This window comes from Rhizobium sp. H4 (assembly GCF_003013335.1).
Taxonomy (GTDB): domain Bacteria; phylum Pseudomonadota; class Alphaproteobacteria; order Rhizobiales; family Rhizobiaceae; genus Rhizobium; species Rhizobium sophoriradicis.
Map to the genome: position 1 here is coordinate 219,143 of NZ_PSOW01000004.1, position 14,975 is coordinate 234,117.

General features: G+C 61.9%; 13 protein-coding genes. 6 read left to right on the forward strand and 7 right to left on the reverse strand.

What is annotated here, in order from left to right:
- Positions 1-21: 21 nt before the first annotated feature.
- Positions 22-834, reverse strand: coding sequence for a DeoR/GlpR family DNA-binding transcription regulator (locus C4N04_RS07975; protein ID WP_011428144.1), 813 nt, complete (start codon positions 832-834; stop codon positions 22-24).
- Positions 835-1,031: 197 nt separating this feature from the next.
- Here C4N04_RS07975 and C4N04_RS07980 point away from each other — a divergent pair, with 197 nt between their 5' ends.
- The gene (locus C4N04_RS07980) at positions 1,032-3,128 is read left to right on the forward strand and encodes a bifunctional rhamnulose-1-phosphate aldolase/short-chain dehydrogenase (protein ID WP_106795761.1); all 2,097 of its coding nucleotides are present in this window, start codon (positions 1,032-1,034) and stop codon (positions 3,126-3,128) included.
- A 1-nt stretch (position 3,129) separates the two neighbouring features.
- Here C4N04_RS07980 and C4N04_RS07985 read toward each other — a convergent pair whose 3' ends face one another.
- Positions 3,130-3,288, reverse strand: coding sequence for a YqaE/Pmp3 family membrane protein (locus C4N04_RS07985; protein WP_003547831.1), 159 nt, complete (start codon positions 3,286-3,288; stop codon positions 3,130-3,132).
- Between the two features lie 77 nt (positions 3,289-3,365).
- On the opposite strand from C4N04_RS07985, the gene rhaI reads away from it, so the two are divergent.
- Positions 3,366-4,658 carry an L-rhamnose catabolism isomerase gene (rhaI, locus tag C4N04_RS07990; RefSeq protein ID WP_077989667.1) on the forward strand — a complete coding sequence of 431 codons (1,293 nt, stop codon included), beginning with the start codon at positions 3,366-3,368 and terminating at the stop codon, positions 4,656-4,658.
- A 60-nt stretch (positions 4,659-4,718) separates the two neighbouring features.
- Here the strand turns inward: rhaI and C4N04_RS07995 are convergent, their stop codons facing one another.
- Positions 4,719-5,177, reverse strand: a complete 459-nt coding sequence (locus C4N04_RS07995) for a carboxymuconolactone decarboxylase family protein (protein ID WP_077989666.1) — start codon at positions 5,175-5,177, stop codon at positions 4,719-4,721.
- Positions 5,178-5,285: 108 nt separating this feature from the next.
- Between C4N04_RS07995 and C4N04_RS08000 the strand changes: the two genes are divergently transcribed.
- Positions 5,286-6,152, forward strand: coding sequence for a sigma-70 family RNA polymerase sigma factor (locus C4N04_RS08000; RefSeq protein WP_077989665.1), 867 nt, complete (start codon positions 5,286-5,288; stop codon positions 6,150-6,152).
- Positions 6,153-6,413: 261 nt separating this feature from the next.
- Positions 6,414-7,622, forward strand: a complete 1,209-nt coding sequence (locus C4N04_RS08005; RefSeq protein WP_077989664.1) for an amidohydrolase/deacetylase family metallohydrolase — start codon at positions 6,414-6,416, stop codon at positions 7,620-7,622.
- A gap of 65 nt (positions 7,623-7,687) precedes the next feature.
- Here C4N04_RS08005 and C4N04_RS08010 read toward each other — a convergent pair whose 3' ends face one another.
- On the reverse strand, positions 7,688-7,936 hold the full coding sequence (locus C4N04_RS08010) for a plasmid stabilization protein (RefSeq protein WP_077989663.1): 249 nt from the start codon (positions 7,934-7,936) through the stop codon (positions 7,688-7,690).
- Positions 7,937-8,000: 64 nt separating this feature from the next.
- Entirely contained in the window at positions 8,001-8,840 is an 840-nt protein-coding gene (locus C4N04_RS08015) for an IclR family transcriptional regulator (protein WP_040111482.1), read from the reverse strand.
- 682 nt (positions 8,841-9,522) lie between these two features.
- Between C4N04_RS08015 and C4N04_RS08025 the strand changes: the two genes are divergently transcribed.
- Complete coding sequence (locus C4N04_RS08025) at positions 9,523-10,380, forward strand: SDR family oxidoreductase (RefSeq protein WP_077989662.1); 858 nt, start codon at positions 9,523-9,525, stop codon at positions 10,378-10,380.
- 90 nt (positions 10,381-10,470) lie between these two features.
- Here C4N04_RS08025 and C4N04_RS08030 read toward each other — a convergent pair whose 3' ends face one another.
- Positions 10,471-14,082 (reverse strand): hydantoinase B/oxoprolinase family protein, encoded by a 3,612-nt coding sequence (locus C4N04_RS08030; RefSeq protein ID WP_106795762.1) that lies wholly within the window; start codon positions 14,080-14,082, stop codon positions 10,471-10,473.
- Positions 14,083-14,169: 87 nt separating this feature from the next.
- Between C4N04_RS08030 and C4N04_RS08035 the strand changes: the two genes are divergently transcribed.
- Positions 14,170-14,697: a winged helix DNA-binding protein gene (locus C4N04_RS08035; RefSeq protein WP_096763529.1), complete on the forward strand. Its 528-nt coding sequence runs from the start codon at positions 14,170-14,172 to the stop codon at positions 14,695-14,697.
- A gap of 53 nt (positions 14,698-14,750) precedes the next feature.
- Here C4N04_RS08035 and C4N04_RS08040 read toward each other — a convergent pair whose 3' ends face one another.
- Positions 14,751-14,966: a hypothetical protein gene (locus tag C4N04_RS08040; RefSeq protein WP_009994565.1), complete on the reverse strand. Its 216-nt coding sequence runs from the start codon at positions 14,964-14,966 to the stop codon at positions 14,751-14,753.
- Positions 14,967-14,975: the final 9 nt, after the last annotated feature.

Genomic DNA, 14,975 nt, shown 5'->3' on the forward strand with positions numbered 1-14,975 from the left:
ACTTCCCACCTCGGCGGCGCCTCATGCGACCGACGAGGAATCCTCCTTGGCAAGCTGGGCCACCGGGCTTGCGACGACGAGCCGGATGCCGGCATTTTCGACCATGCGAGCCGCCTCTTCCGAAATCCCGTCGTCGGTGATGACCACAGACACGCGGTCGAGCGCGCAGAGAATGAGGCTCGACCGGCGATTGAATTTGCTTGAATCGACCATGACGACGAGTTCATCGGCCTGGTGCATCAGCTTCTGCTCGCTCTGGATGACGAGCGCATCCGCCTCCATGATGCCAAGCGGGCCGACGCCCTGCGCGCCGATGAACATGCGCCGCGCATAGAAATTGCGAATGGCGTCATTGTCGAAAGGCGACAGGATCAGGCTCTGCTCGCGATAGATCGCGCCGCCCGGCACCGTCACCGTGTTTTTGGAATGCTTCACCAGATGTTCGGCGATGGCAAAAGAGTTGGTCATGACCTGCATGCGATGGCCGGCCATGTAATGCACCATCTGGAACGTGGTCGTTCCGCCGTTGATGATGATCGCGTCGCCCGCCTCGCAGAGATCGACCGCCGCACGTGCAATTGCGCGCTTTTTATCGATGTTGACCGATTCTGAAACCCGAAAGGGCCGGCCGGCAAGGCTGCCGAGCTGCGGCGGATGCACCGCTTCCGCGCCGCCGCGCACACGGCGGATCTTGCCCTGCACATGAAGAGCCGCAATATCGCGCCTGATAGTCGCTTCAGAAGCCTCCGTCAGCTCGGAAATGTCCTGGATCGTCACGACCGACTTTTCCTGAACGGCGCTTAATATGATGCGATGACGTTCGCGTTCGTGCATTGGGCTCCTCCTCTTGTCATATTTATTTCGCATCCGTTAAAGACTGTCAATCACAAACGATCATAAATTTTCATATTGCGATGCAGCACAATCGAATTTGATCGTTTTCGATTGACAACCGTGGTTTCGATGCGCGATACCGTGAGCGAAAGGGCGCGCTGATTGCGCCCCCGACAAGCCTGATATGGGAGGATGACATGGCGGCGAACGTCCGGCTTCTGGAAAACCGGTGGGATGATGGTTACGCGGCGGGCCTCGACGAGCCCGGCAAGCTGCTCTATCGCTCGAATCTGCTCGGTGCCGACAAGCGCATCACCAATTACGGCGGCGGCAACACCTCGGCGAAGGTGATGGAAACCGATCCTCTGACCGGCGACAAGGTCAAGGTGCTCTGGGTCAAAGGATCGGGTGGCGACGTCGGTACGATCAAGCTCGACGGTTTCGCGACTCTCTACCAGGACAAGCTGGAATCGCTGAAGTCCATCTACAAGGGTGTCGAGGACGAGGATCGCATGGTCGGCTTCCTGCCGCACTGCACCTTCAATCTCAACGGCCGCGCTGCCTCGATCGACACGCCGCTGCATGGTTTCGTTCCCTTCACCCATGTCGACCACATGCATCCCGACGCCATCATCGCCATTGCCGCGTCGAAGAATTCGAAAGAATTGACGCGGGAGATTTTCGGCAACGAGATCGGCTGGCTGCCCTGGCGCCGTCCGGGTTTTCAGCTCGGCCTCGATCTCGAAGCCTTCGTCAAGGCGAACCCGAATGCCAAGGGCGTCGTACTCGAAAGCCACGGCCTCTTCACCTGGGCCGATGACGCCAAGGCCTGCTACCAGCTGACGCTCGACATCATCAACAAGGCGATCGTCTGGTTCGCCGAAAAGACCCAGGGCAAGACAATTTTCGGCGGCGCGGTCACTGAAAGCCTGCCGGTTGCCGAACGCCGCGCCATCGCCGCCCGGCTGATGCCGGAGATCCGCGGCCGCATCGGCAAGCAGGAGCGCAAGCTCGGTCATTTCGACGATCAGGACGCCGTGCTCGAATTCGTCAATTCCAGGGATTTGCGCCCGCTCGGCGCGCTCGGCACCAGCTGCCCGGATCATTTCCTGCGCACCAAGATCCGGCCGCTGATCGTCGATTTCGACCCCGCCAAGCCGGATGTCGATGCGATCGTTGCCGGCCTCGACAAGGCGCTGGAAGATTACCGCGCCGACTACGCACGCTATTACAACGACTGCAAGCATGACAATTCGCCCGCCATGCGCGATGCCAATCCCGTCATCTTCCTCGTTCCCGGCGTCGGCATGCTGTCCTTTGCCCGCGACAAGGCAACGGCCCGCATCGCCAGCGAGTTCTATGTCAACGCCATCAACGTCATGCGCGGGGCATCGACGGTCTCGGAATATCAGGGCCTGCCGGAGCAGGAGGCCTTCGATATCGAATACTGGCTGCTCGAAGAGGCCAAGCTGCAGCGCATGCCGAAGCCGAAGAGCCTTGCTGGCCGGGTGGCTTTCGTCACCGGCGCCGCCGGCGGCATCGGCAGGGCGACGGCCGCGCGCCTCGTCGGCGAGGGCGCCTGCGTCGTGCTTGCCGATATCGACCAGGCGGCTCTTGAAGCCACCGAGGCCGATTTCGTCAAGAAGTTCGGCGCCGACGCGGTGCGCAGCGTCCGGCTCGACGTCACCAAGGAAGAGGCGGTGATCGCCTCCTTCGCGGAAGCCTCGGTCGAATTCGGCGGTATCGATATCCTCGTCTCGAATGCCGGCATTGCCTCTTCCGCGCCGATCGAAGCCACCGAGCTTGCGACCTGGAACCGCAATATCGACATTCTGGCGACCGGCTATTTCCTGGTGTCGCGCGAAGCCTTCCGCCTGTTCCGCCGTCAGGCGCTCGGCGGCAACATCGTCTTCGTCGCCTCGAAAAACGGCCTTGCCGCTTCGCCGAATGCCTCTGCCTATTGCACCGCAAAGGCTGCCGAAATCCATCTCGCCCGCTGCCTGGCGCTGGAAGGTGCCGATGCCGGCATCCGCGTCAACACCGTCAACCCGGACGCCGTCCTGCGCGGATCGAAGATCTGGAGCGGCGAATGGCGCGAACAGCGCGCCGCCTCGTCGAAGATCGAGGTGGACGATCTCGAGGAACATTACCGCAAGCGGTCGATGCTGAAACTCAACGTGTTTCCGGAAGATATCGCCGAGGCGATCTACTTCCTCGCCTCGGACCTTTCGGCAAAATCGACCGGCAACATCATCAATGTCGACGCCGGCAACGTCCAAAGCTTCACGCGCTGAGCTACTTCCGTAGGATCACCCATATTGCGTGGATGATCCCCGGCACATAGCCGCAAAGCGTCAGCAATATGTTGAGCCAGAAATGCAGGCCGATCCCGACCTGCAGGAATACGCCAAGGGGCGGCAGGATGATCGCAAGAAGAATGCGGACAACGTCCATCGTAGCTCCTTAGTTTGAAGACATGTAAGCGTTTGAACGCGAACCGTGCCCTATGGTTCGCGACCAGGGAGGAATAGATGACAGAATCTAGGATCGCGCCAGATCTGGTCGCGACAGAAAACGACAAGCGGGCAACCGCGTTGAAAGCCGATTACGAGGCGCTGGGCGCGATGCTTGAGCGCCGTGGCGTTGATATCGAAGCAGTTACCCGTAAGGTCGCCGAATTCTTCGTCGCCGTTCCCTCCTGGGGTGTCGGCACCGGCGGCACCCGCTTTGCCCGTTTCCCCGGCACCGGCGAGCCGCGCGGAATCTTCGACAAACTCGACGATTGCGCCGTCATCAATCAGCTGACGCAGGCGACACCAAACGTCTCGCTGCATATTCCCTGGGACAAGGCGGATGCCAAGGAGTTGAGGGCAAAGGGCGACGCGCTCGGTCTCGGCTTCGATGCGATGAATTCGAACACCTTTTCCGATGCCCCGGGGCAGGCCCATTCCTACAAATACGGCTCGCTCAGCCACACCGACGCGGCGACCCGGGCGCAGGCGGTCGAGCACAATCTCGAATGCATCGAGATCGGCAAGGCGATCGGCTCGAAGGCGCTGACCGTCTGGATCGGCGATGGCTCGAACTTCCCCGGCCAGAGCAACTTCACGAGGGCATTCGAGCGTTACCTCGCCTCGATGGCCGATATCTACAAGGCGCTGCCCGACGATTGGAAGCTGTTCACTGAACACAAGATGTACGAGCCGGCCTTCTATTCGACGATCGTGCAGGATTGGGGCACCAACTACCTGATCGCCCAGACGCTCGGTCCGAAGGCCCATTGCCTCGTCGATCTCGGCCACCATGCGCCGAACACCAATATCGAGATGATCGTCGCTCGCCTGATCCAGTTCGGCAAGCTCGGCGGCTTCCATTTTAACGATTCGAAATATGGCGATGACGATCTCGACGCCGGCGCGATCGATCCTTACCGGCTGTTCCTGGTCTTCAACGAGCTGGTCGATGCCGAGCAGCGCGGGGTCAACGACTTCAATCCGGCTCACATGATCGACCAGTCGCACAATGTCACCGACCCGATCGAAAGCCTGATCAACAGCGCCAACGAAATCCGCCGCGCCTATGCGCAGGCGCTGATCGTCGACCGCAAGGCGCTCGACGGCTACCAGCAGGACAATGACGCGCTGATGGCGTCGGAAACGCTGAAGCGGGCTTATCGCGCCGATGTCGAGCCGATCCTCGCCGAAGCCCGGCGCAGGGCCGGCGGCGCGATCGATCCGGTCGCCGCCTATCGCGCCAGCGGCTACCGCAGACAAGTGGCGGCCGAGCGCCCGGTCTCCGTTGCCGGCGGCGGCGGTATCATTTGAATTTCGAAACTGAAATAAATGGATGGCCGGCAGCGCGGGTGCGCTGCCGGCCATTGCCGTTTACGGCTTCCAGGCGCCGGCGATCTGGCGGGTGGCGATGTTCAGCCGGTTCCAGACATTGATATTGGCGATGGCGATGACGAGGGCCGCAAGGCTCCTGCCGTCATAATGCCGGGTCGCCTCGTCCCAGATATCGTCCGGCACCGGGTCGGCGCGGTCGCTGGTGCGGGTCACGGCCTCGGTTAGCGCGAGGGCTGCCCGTTCGGCATCGCTGAAATAAGGCGTGTCGCGCCAGGCGCTGACGGCGAAGAGCCTTTCATCGGTCTCGCCGAGCTTCTTGGCGATGCGCGGATGCCCGTCGATGCAGACGCTGCAGCCGTTGATCTGGCTGGCGCGCAGATTGACGAGTTCGAGCAGCTTCGGTGAAAGGCCGGCCTCCGCCGGCACTTTGCCGAGCGCCGTCAGCGCCTGCATGGCCGCGGGAAGGGCGAGGGCGGGATTTCCCATTCTCTCCTGCATGATATGTCTCCTTGATGCGTTTGCGGGTCGACGATCCGCCGGCACTGTCACATCGGCCGGTTTCCATTCGTCATAGGTTTGACGGAACGCAGCGAAGGAATGTGACGGATGAACGAAAAAATATGGCTGGCTGATGAATTTGAGGCGAACCGGGCACATTTGCGCGCCGCCGCCTATCGCATGCTCGGCTCCCGCAGTGAGGCGGAGGACGCCGTTCAGGAGGCCTGGCTGCGGTTGAGCCGGGCCGATACGAGCGATGTCGGAAATCTCGGCGGTTGGCTGACGACGGTCGTGGCGCGTATCTGCCTCGACATCCTGCGGGCGCGCAAAAGCCGGCGCGAGGAGCCGCTGGATATGCCCGCTCATGCCGGGCTGGCCGATCCTGAGAAGGATCCGGAACGCGAGGCAGCCTTCGCCGATTCCGTCGGCCTGGCACTGCTCGTCGTGCTGCAGACGCTGGCGCCCGCCGAACGTGTCGCTTTCGTGCTGCACGACATGTTCGATCTGCCGTTCGATGAGATTGCGCCGATCATCGGCCGCTCATCCGCTGCCGCCCGACAGCTCGCAAGCCGCGCGCGCCGAAGGGTGCAGGGCGTGGACGAGGCGCCGGAGGTCGATTTTGCCCGCAAGCGGACGATCGCCGAGGCCTTTCTTGCCGCTTCCCGCAACAGCGATCTGGAGGCGTTGCTTGCTGTGCTCGCGCCCGACGTCGTCTTCCGGCCCGATGCGACGGCGGCCCGATATGGCATTGGCGAAATGCGCGGCGCGGCCGACGTGGCCCAGGCCTTCAAGGGCCGGGCACAGGCGGCGCAGATCGCCGTCGTGGACGGCGAAGTTGGATTTGTCGTTGATATTGGCGGTCAGATTCGCGTCGCGGTGACGCTGGCGATCGGCGATGACAGGATTGTTGCGATCGACGCGGTTGCCGATCCGGATCATCTGCAACGGATCAACTATTCGATCCTTCGGGACTGAAAGCGCGCTGATGTTGGAACCAGACCGGCTCGCTTCGGGGCGCCTCTGCGTTTGCGCCGTGGCGAGTCGGGTCATTTTCTGTGACAGATTCCTTGACAGCCATGAGCTTGGCCTTATTCTATTATACGGCCTCATATGTCATAATTACGGAATTGCTCAGGTGTGATTGTATGAGCCGCCATCTCTAGTTTCCCTCACTCTCCATAGCGACTTGGACGGATGGGCAGGGAGCGATTCCCAGACTTCGGAAGGAATACATATATGTCCGGCGACCAGATGAAGAAGCCGCTTCTCCTTACCAATGTCAAACCGGTCGCTTTCGGTGGGGGTACAGGCGAGAGGGTGATCGACATCCTCGTTGATGGCGAGGGCAGGATCGCTGAGATCGGGTCGTCGCTCGCGGTTTCCCAGGATGTGACGCGCATCGATGGCAAGGGTGCCTTCATCTCGCCAGGCTGGATCGACCTGCATGTGCATATCTGGCATGGCGGCACCGACATTTCGATCCGCCCCTCTGAATGCGGTCTCGAGCGCGGCGTGACGACGCTTGTCGATGCCGGGTCGGCCGGCGAGGCGAATTTCCACGGTTTCCGTGAATATATCATCGAGCCCTCGCGCGAGCGCATCAAGGCGTTTCTGAACCTCGGCTCGATTGGTCTTGTCGCCTGCAACCGCGTCGCTGAACTGAGGGACATCAGAGATATCGATCTCGACCGCATCCTCGAAGTCTATGCCGAAAACAGCGAGCATATCGTCGGCATTAAGGTGCGCGCCAGCCACGTCATCACCGGTTCCTGGGGTGTGACCCCGGTCAAACTCGGCAAGAAGATCGCCAAGATCCTCAAAGTGCCGATGATGGTGCATGTCGGCGAGCCGCCGGCGCTTTATGATGAAGTGCTCGAAATCCTCGGCCCCGGCGACGTCGTCACCCACTGCTTCAACGGCAAGGCCGGGTCGAGCATTATGGAGGACGAGGATCTCTTCAATCTCGCCGGGCGCTGCGCTTCGGAGGGCATCCGCCTCGACATCGGCCATGGCGGCGCCTCCTTCTCTTTCAAGGTGGCGGAAGCAGCGATCGCCCGCGGCCTGCTGCCCTTCTCGATCTCGACCGACCTGCACGGCCATTCGATGAATTTTCCGGTCTGGGACCTGGCGACGACGATGTCGAAGCTGCTCAGCGTCGGCATGCCCTTCGACAAGGTGGTTGACGCCGTCACCCATGCGCCGGCATCGGTCATCAAGCTGTCGATGGAGAACCTGCTTTCGGTCGGCGCGCAGGCGGAATTCACGATTTTCGACCTCGTCGATTCCGGCCTCGAGGCGACGGATTCCAACGGCGATGTCTCGGTCCTCAACAAGCTGTTCGAGCCGCGCTACGCGGTGATCGGCGCCGAGGCATTCGCTGCCAGCCGCTACGTGCCGCGAGCGCGCAAGCTCGTGCGCCATAGCCACGGTTATTCCTACCGGTAGGATATAGGGCGCCGGATTTATCGGAAATCCGTCCGATAGGCGTGAGGTGTTTGGTGGTTCAGGGATCATTCAAACTGGAACGGCTCCGCGGGTGCCCATCGCTGGCCAGATACAGCGAAATCATCACTGGTAAGTCCCGACCGCCGACCGAGCTCCGCCAACGCATCCCCCATGCGAATGCGCTGCTTGGGATTAACGACATTTTCCAGGATGTCACGAATTTCCGCCTCGGTGCTGCGACCGTTCATCGCCGCGCGCAGACGCAATGCTCGATGTACTTCAACGGGCACATTTCGAACGGTCAGAACGGCCATGTCCAAACTCCCCGCAGACGCTGTCGATGACAGCAATTTAGAATCCTATCTCCGGTTTAAACCCTCAGCGATTGCGCCAGCCCATCAGCTTTTCGATCCGCTCCGCCGAATTGCGCACATGCGCGGTATAGTGGTTCTCGTCGGAAAAAGCCTTCTGCTCCGGCAGCACGATGGAAATGGTGGCGACGCAGTGGCCGTCGCGGTCGCAGATCGGCGAGGCGATGCAGGCGACCGCATAATCGGATTCCCCCGCCTGGATCGACAGGCGGGCCTCGAAGGCCTTGGCGGCGGCTTCCGATAGCGTGCCCGGATCGATCTCGGCGCGGCCGGTCGGCGACGAGCGGGCACAGCGCTTGAAAAGCTCGATGCGCTCTTCCTCGGGCAGGTGGCCGACGAGCAGGCGGCCGGATGCTGTCCAGTTTAGCGGCACCCGGGTGCCGACGCGCGAGGCCACCTGGAAGTGGCTCGGGCCGTCGGCCATGGCAAGCACCAGCATATAATCGCCGTCGCGGCCGCAGACCTGAACGGTTTCGCCGGCCTGGCGGCAGAGATCGTGCATTTCGTGCGTGGCGATGCTCATGAAATCCAGCGACCGGGCATAGGCGAGCCCGTAGTGATAAAGGCGGGCGCCGAGCCAGATAGAGCCGTCCGCCTGGCGTGTCAGCATGTTCTTCTCGACGAGATCGTCGACGATGACATAGACGGTCGAAAGCGGTGCCTTCACCGCCTTGGCAATGGCATAGACGCCGGCGGGCGATCCCGTCTCATAGAGATGATCGATCACTTGGAGCGCGCGGTCGATGCCGCTGACGCGCGCGCGCCGCGCGCCCTTGCCGGCGGCTTCGTCGGCATGGCCTTCATCTTCGGAGTAAACTGGGGGTGATGTCTTTCCGTCCAATTCCATGCACCTCATTAAGACAGCGATCGTGCTACATTACTATGGGATAGTCGTCGCTGTGGCAAATCGCAACATTTTATAGGTTGATCCTGTAGACGGGTGCGCCAGCGATGGAAGTCCTGGGGAAACTCAAGGATTATACTTCGGCCACCACCATCCCCGTATCCACTGATCTGTCAGTTGCAATTTCGGTGTCTCGTCAGGTATTACGTGTACTGCCCCGCCATTGCAACCACAATTGGGTGTCTGTCGAGGAGGATTCTGCATTCGGGCGGGACGGCACTCGAAATCGGACACCGTCCCGGCGACGAGAACCGAGGTCTCGACGGAGAACATTAGTGGCGATCTGTGTCGCGCATACGAATGAAGGTTGGGGTATCGACCGGCTCAGCAGCGGGCGTCATCGAGGCGGCCAGTGCTTCAGCCGTTCGACATCAATCGGTTTTGCGATGTCTTCATAGCACGAGTTGCGCTACCGGCTTGCCGACCCGCAATCTGGAAAGTCTCGCCGGCTTCGACGCGATCGAGCAATTCGCGGAGGACGGGACATCGGATTGCTCCAGATTGATACGTGCCCTAATGCGTTCTCGAAATATGTGGTCATTACAACCCGAAAACCATGCCGTCGTAATCCCCCTTGGAACAACAAGCCGCAGCCTGAGTTTGACCCCGAACCCAGGAGGTCATGATGACGAATTATCCGACACCGCCTTTCCCGTCCCAGAAACAGCCAATGCCGGGTTTTACCGCACAGATGGATCCCGTTCCCGACCATGGCGAGAAAAGCTATCGCGGTTCCGAACGGTTGAAGGGCAAGCGGGCCATCATTACCGGCGGCGACAGCGGCATCGGCCGGGCGGTGGCGATCGCCTATGCCAGGGAGGGCGCCGACTTGGTGATTTCCTATCTGGACGAGGATGAGGATGCCGACGAGACGAAGCGGCTCGTCGAACAGGCCGGACGCAAGGCCGTGCTCGTCAGCGGCGATATCCAGGATCCGGCTCATTGCCGGCAGATCGTCGACACGGCGGTCAAGGAGCTCGGCGGTATCGACATTCTCGTCAACAATGCCGCACATCAGGCAAGCTTCAAGAGCATCGACGAGATCAGCGACGAGGAGTGGGAACTGACCTTCAAAGTCAACATCCACGCGATGTTCTACCTGACCAAGGCGGCCGTCCCCCATATGAAGCCCGGCAGCGCCATCATCAATACGGCCTCGATCAACTCCGACAGTCCGAATCCGACACTGCTCGCCTATGCGACGACCAAGGGGGCGATCCAGAATTTCACCGCCGGCCTCGCCCAGCTTCTGGCCGAGAAAGGCATTCGCGCCAACGCCGTGGCGCCGGGGCCGATCTGGACGCCGCTCATTCCCTCAACGCTTCCTGAGGAAAGCGTCAGCAATTTCGGCAAGCAGGTGCCGATGAAACGGCCGGGCCAGCCGGCCGAGCTTGCAACAGCCTACGTGATGCTGGCCGATCCTTTGTCGAGCTATGTCTCCGGCACGACAATCGCGGTCACCGGCGGCAAGCCGATCCTGTGATGCAGGTCGGACGGAATTGGCGGTTCCGGGTCAAAGACCTGCATGAAACGAGGAGCTGAAGCGTGTCGATCAGGTCTGATGCGACGCGCTTCAGTGCGGCCTGCCGAAGCCGCCGCCGGTCGGCGTCGTGACGATCACGGCGTCCCCGGCGGCGAGCATCGACTGGTCGCAGCCTTCCAGCCTTTCGACGGTGCCGTCCGCGCGACGGATCTCGGTTTTCCCCAGCTGTCCGTCTTCCCCGCCGAACAGGCCGAACGGCCGGATCGTTCGATGCGAGGAGAGAATGCTGCAATCCATCATTTCCAAAAACCGAATGGTGCGCTCGGTGCCGCCACCGGCGCTATACTGTCCCTTGCCGCCGGAACCGCGGCGGATGTGGAAATCTTCGAGTACGACAGGAAAACGGAATTCCAGCACCTCGGGGTCGGTCAGCCGCGAATTGGTCATATGCGTGTGGACGCCGTCGGCGCCGTCGAAACCAGTGCCGTCGTTGAGCCGGCCGGCCGGGCCGCCGGCGCAGATCGTCTCGTAATATTGATAGACGGCATTGCCGAAGGTCAGGTTGTTCATCGAGCCCTGAGCTGCCGCCAGCGTTCCGAGCGCGCCGAACAGGGCATTCGTCACATGCTGGCTGGTCTCGACATTGCCGGCGACGACGGCGGCCGGATAGACCGGACGAAGCATCGAACCCTCCGGCACGATGATCCGGATCGGCCGCAGGCAGCCGGCATTCATCGGGATCGGCTGCTCGACCATGACGCGGAATACATAGAGCACGGCGGCGCGCGTCACCGGTTCCGGCGCATTGAAATTGGTCGGCTGCTGCGCGCTCGTGCCGGTGAAATCGACGGTTGCCTCACGCGCCTGCCTGTCGACGGTGATGTTCACCTTGATGACGGCGCCCTGATCGGTGGGATAGGTGAATTCGCTGTCGCTCAAGCGGGCGATCACCCGGCGAACGCTCTCCTCGGCATTGTCCTGGACATGGCCCATATAGGCTTCGACGACGTCGAGCCCGAAATGAGCGACCATTTTGCGCAATTCCCAAACGCCCTTTTCATTGGCGGCGATCTGCGCCTTCACGTCGGCGAGGTTCTGGGCGGGGTTGCGGGCGGGATAAGGATGATCCTTCAGCATCGCCGCGAATTCGGCTTCGCGAAAACGACCTTCTTCGACCAGCAGGAAATTGTCGATCAGCACGCCTTCCTCGTCGACCTTAGTTGCCCGCGGCGTCATCGAGCCCGGCGCCTTGCCGCCGATATCGGCGTGATGGCCGCGCGAGGCGACGTAAAACAGGATGGTTTTTCCCGCGTCGTCGAAAACCGGTGTGACGACGGTGATATCAGGCAGGTGCGTGCCGCCATTATAGGGAGCGTTGAGCGCGAAGACGTCGCCCGGGCGGATGTGGCCCTCGTTGAGGCGGATGATCGTTTCGACCGACCGGTCCATGGAGCCGAGATGGACCGGCATGTGCGGCGCATTGGCGACAAGCGCGCCGGTGCGGTCGAAGACGGCGCAGGAGAAATCGAGCCGTTCCTTGATGTTGACCGAATGGGCCGTGTTCTGCAGCGTCACGCCCATCTGTTCGGCGATCGCCATGAAGAGGTTGTTGAAGACTTCGAGCATGACGGGGTCGGCATTCGTGCCGATGGCGGCATTGCGTGCCAGCGTGATTTCGCGGGTGAGGACGATATGGTCGTGGCCGGTGAGCCTTGCCTGCCAGCCGGGTTCGACGACGATCGTCTGATGCGGTTCGATGACGAGCGCGGGGCCCTTGATGATGGCGCCAGGCTTCAGTGCACCGCGTTCGAAGATACCGGCCTCATGCCATGCACCGCCGGAAAAGATGCGGGTCGTGCGCAGCGCTCGCGGTACGAAGGCTTCCGCCCGTGTCACCGTTTCCTCGATGTTGGCGCCGCCCCCAATGCCCTCGACTTCGATGGAGTCGACGACAACAGGACGGTCTTCGAAGATAAAGCCGAACTGCTTCTTGTGGGCGATGGCGAAGGCTTGCACCATCTCTTCCTGTGGCCCGAAGGCGACCGGCAGGGCGGTGTCGGTGCCCTTGTATTGCAGGTGCAGGCGGGTGACGATCTCCATATCGGCAGCCTCGACGCCCTGCAGCGCCAACTCCTCGCGGACATCTTTCTCCAGTTCAGCCCTGATGCCGCCAATCGTCGCCAGCGCCTCGGCAATCTCCGTCAGCACTGCGCGCTGGCGCGTGGCGCGGATGTCGGCAAGCCCCATGCCATAGGACGAGAGGATGCCGGAAAACGGATGGATCAACACGGTTTTCATGCCGAGGCTGTCGGCGACGAGACAGGCATGCTGGCCGCCGGCGCCGCCGAAGCAGGTGAGCGCATAGCCGGAAACGTCATAGCCGCGCTGGACGGAGATCTTCTTGATGGCATTGGCCATGTTCTCGACGGCGATGGCGAGGAAGCCGTCGGCGACGTCTTCCGCCGTGCGCCCACCGCCGATCGTCTCTGCCATCTCGGCAAAGGCGGCGCGCACCGCCTCGGCATCGAGCGGCTGGTCCTGCTCCGGCCCGAAGATCTCAGGGAAGAATTCCGGCAGCAGCTTGCCGGTCATGATGTTGGCGTCGGTGACGGCAAGCGGGCCGCCGCGGCGATAGGATTTCGGGCCGGGCGTGGCGCCGGCCGATTCCGGGCCGACGCGGAAGCGCGAGCCGTCATAGCTCAGGATCGAGCCGCCGCCGGCGGCGACGGTGTGGATCTTCATCATCGGCGCGCGCATCCGCACGCCGGCCACTTCAGTCTCGAAGGCGCGTTCCAATTCACCGTCGTAATGCGAAACGTCGGTCGAGGTGCCGCCCATATCGAAGCCGATCATCCTGTTGAAACCGGCAATGCGTGAGACCTCGACCGCACCTATGACCCCGCCAGCAGGACCCGAGAGGATCGCGTCCTTGCCCTGGAAGAGATGCGCGTCGGTCAGCCCGCCGGAGGACTGCATGAACATCAATTTCGGGCCTTGTCCCTCGACAGCGCCGAGCTCGGCTGCGACCTGATCGACATAGCGCCTCAGAACCGGAGACAGATAGGCATCGACGACGGCGGTATCACCGCGGCCGACGAGCTTGATCAGCGGTGAAACCACATGCGAGGGCGAGATCTGGGTGAAACCGATCGCGCGCGCGATGGCGGCGGCCCGCTGCTCGTGCTCGGGGTAGCGATAGGCGTGCATGAAGACGATGGCGACGACGCGCAGCCCTTGGGAATAGGCAGCTACCAGCGCTTGCCGCAAATTTTCCTCGTCGAGCGGGCGTTCCACGGTGCCGTCGGCCAGCACGCGCTCGTCGGCCTCGATGACATCGGCATAGAGCAGTTCCGGCTTGACGATCTTCTTGGCGAAGATATCGGCGCGGGCCTGGTAGCCGATCTCCAGCGCGTCGCGAAAACCCTTGGTCGTCACCAGGAGGGTCGGGTCGCCCTTGCGCTCCAACAGCGCATTGGTGGCGACCGTCGTTCCCATCTTCACCGCGCCGATGAGCTTGGAAGGGACCGGATCATCAGCTTTGAGGCCGAGCAACTCGCGAATGCCGTGCACCGCCGGGTCGCGATAGGCTTCCGGATTTTCCGAGAGCAACTTGTGGGCAATGAGTGAGCCGTCCGGGCGCCGGGCGACGATATCGGTGAACGTGCCGCCGCGATCGATCCAGAAATCCCACTGTCCGCCCATCGTCCGGCCTCCTGTTGAACTGAAATTTATTGACGATTTATCGATAAAATGTCAACGTCCTCGTCTTGGATCGCGGAGGTGTTGATAATGGCGGAAGGGCGTGGACGACAGGAGATCGGGCCGATCGTCTCCTCGGCACATCTGGCCGATGGCGCGCTTCCTGTACTCTCGGAGCTGGAATTCGGCCTGATCCTCGCGAGCAATGCCTTCGACCGCTGGATGGTGCGCTGCATGACAGCGGCGGGCGAACCGGGCTGCGCCGCAATCGACGTGCTGGTGCTGCATTCGGTGGCTCACCGGCAGCGGCCGAAGCGGCTCGGCGACCTTTGCAGCGTGCTCGGCGTCGAGGATGCGCATCTGGTGATTTATGCGATCAAGAAACTGGAAAAGCGCGGTCTGGTGAAAAGCACGCGGGCGGGCAAGGAAAAGTTGATTACCGCCACCGACAAAGGCCTTGAAACCTGCCTGAAATATCGCGCCGTGCGCGAAGCGCTGCTGGTGGATTCGGTCAGAGGGCTTGGGCTCGATCCGGCAGCGACATCGGCAGTGGCGGCGACGCTCAGGGCGCTTTCCGGCCACTACGACCAAGCAGCAAGGGCCGCCGCCTCTTTATGACGACAGCCCTTGTCGGGGGCAGGGAGAGATCCCCCGGTATCCGGAAATTTGTTTCAGCCGAAGCAGGGCATCGCCGGCAGGTTGGCGCGGCTTGCAAGTGCTCCGATCATTTTGCCGACCGGCGTCGGGCGCGGTTCGCGTTTGCCGGCAGCCGTCTCCAGGAGTTGCTTGAAATCTTCAAGCTTCACGCCGTCGGCGCGCAATACCATGGCGATCAGGGGGTCGCGAAGGGCTTCGGATATCGTCAGGTCGTCTCTGGTCTTTCTCATGGCTTGTCC

Bases quoted from the DNA above. Each gene is read 5' to 3' on its own strand.
- C4N04_RS08010 (WP_077989663.1), bottom strand. From the start codon at position 7,936: ATGGCCGTTCTGACCGTTCGAAATGTGCCCGTTGAAGTACATCGAGCA.
- C4N04_RS08030 (WP_106795762.1), bottom strand. From the start codon at position 14,082: ATGGGCGGACAGTGGGATTTCTGGATCGATCGCGGCGGCACGTTCACC.
- C4N04_RS08025 (WP_077989662.1), top strand. From the start codon at position 9,523: ATGACGAATTATCCGACACCGCCTTTCCCGTCCCAGAAACAGCCAATG.
- C4N04_RS08040 (WP_009994565.1), bottom strand. From the start codon at position 14,966: ATGAGAAAGACCAGAGACGACCTGACGATATCCGAAGCCCTTCGCGAC.
- C4N04_RS08035 (WP_096763529.1), top strand. From the start codon at position 14,170: ATGGCGGAAGGGCGTGGACGACAGGAGATCGGGCCGATCGTCTCCTCG.
- rhaI (WP_077989667.1), top strand. From the start codon at position 3,366: ATGACAGAATCTAGGATCGCGCCAGATCTGGTCGCGACAGAAAACGAC.
- C4N04_RS07985 (WP_003547831.1), bottom strand. From the start codon at position 3,288: ATGGACGTTGTCCGCATTCTTCTTGCGATCATCCTGCCGCCCCTTGGC.
- C4N04_RS07980 (WP_106795761.1), top strand. From the start codon at position 1,032: ATGGCGGCGAACGTCCGGCTTCTGGAAAACCGGTGGGATGATGGTTAC.
- C4N04_RS07995 (WP_077989666.1), bottom strand. From the start codon at position 5,177: ATGCAGGAGAGAATGGGAAATCCCGCCCTCGCCCTTCCCGCGGCCATG.
- C4N04_RS07975 (WP_011428144.1), bottom strand. From the start codon at position 834: ATGCACGAACGCGAACGTCATCGCATCATATTAAGCGCCGTTCAGGAA.
- C4N04_RS08000 (WP_077989665.1), top strand. From the start codon at position 5,286: ATGAACGAAAAAATATGGCTGGCTGATGAATTTGAGGCGAACCGGGCA.
- C4N04_RS08005 (WP_077989664.1), top strand. From the start codon at position 6,414: ATGTCCGGCGACCAGATGAAGAAGCCGCTTCTCCTTACCAATGTCAAA.
- C4N04_RS08015 (WP_040111482.1), bottom strand. From the start codon at position 8,840: ATGGAATTGGACGGAAAGACATCACCCCCAGTTTACTCCGAAGATGAA.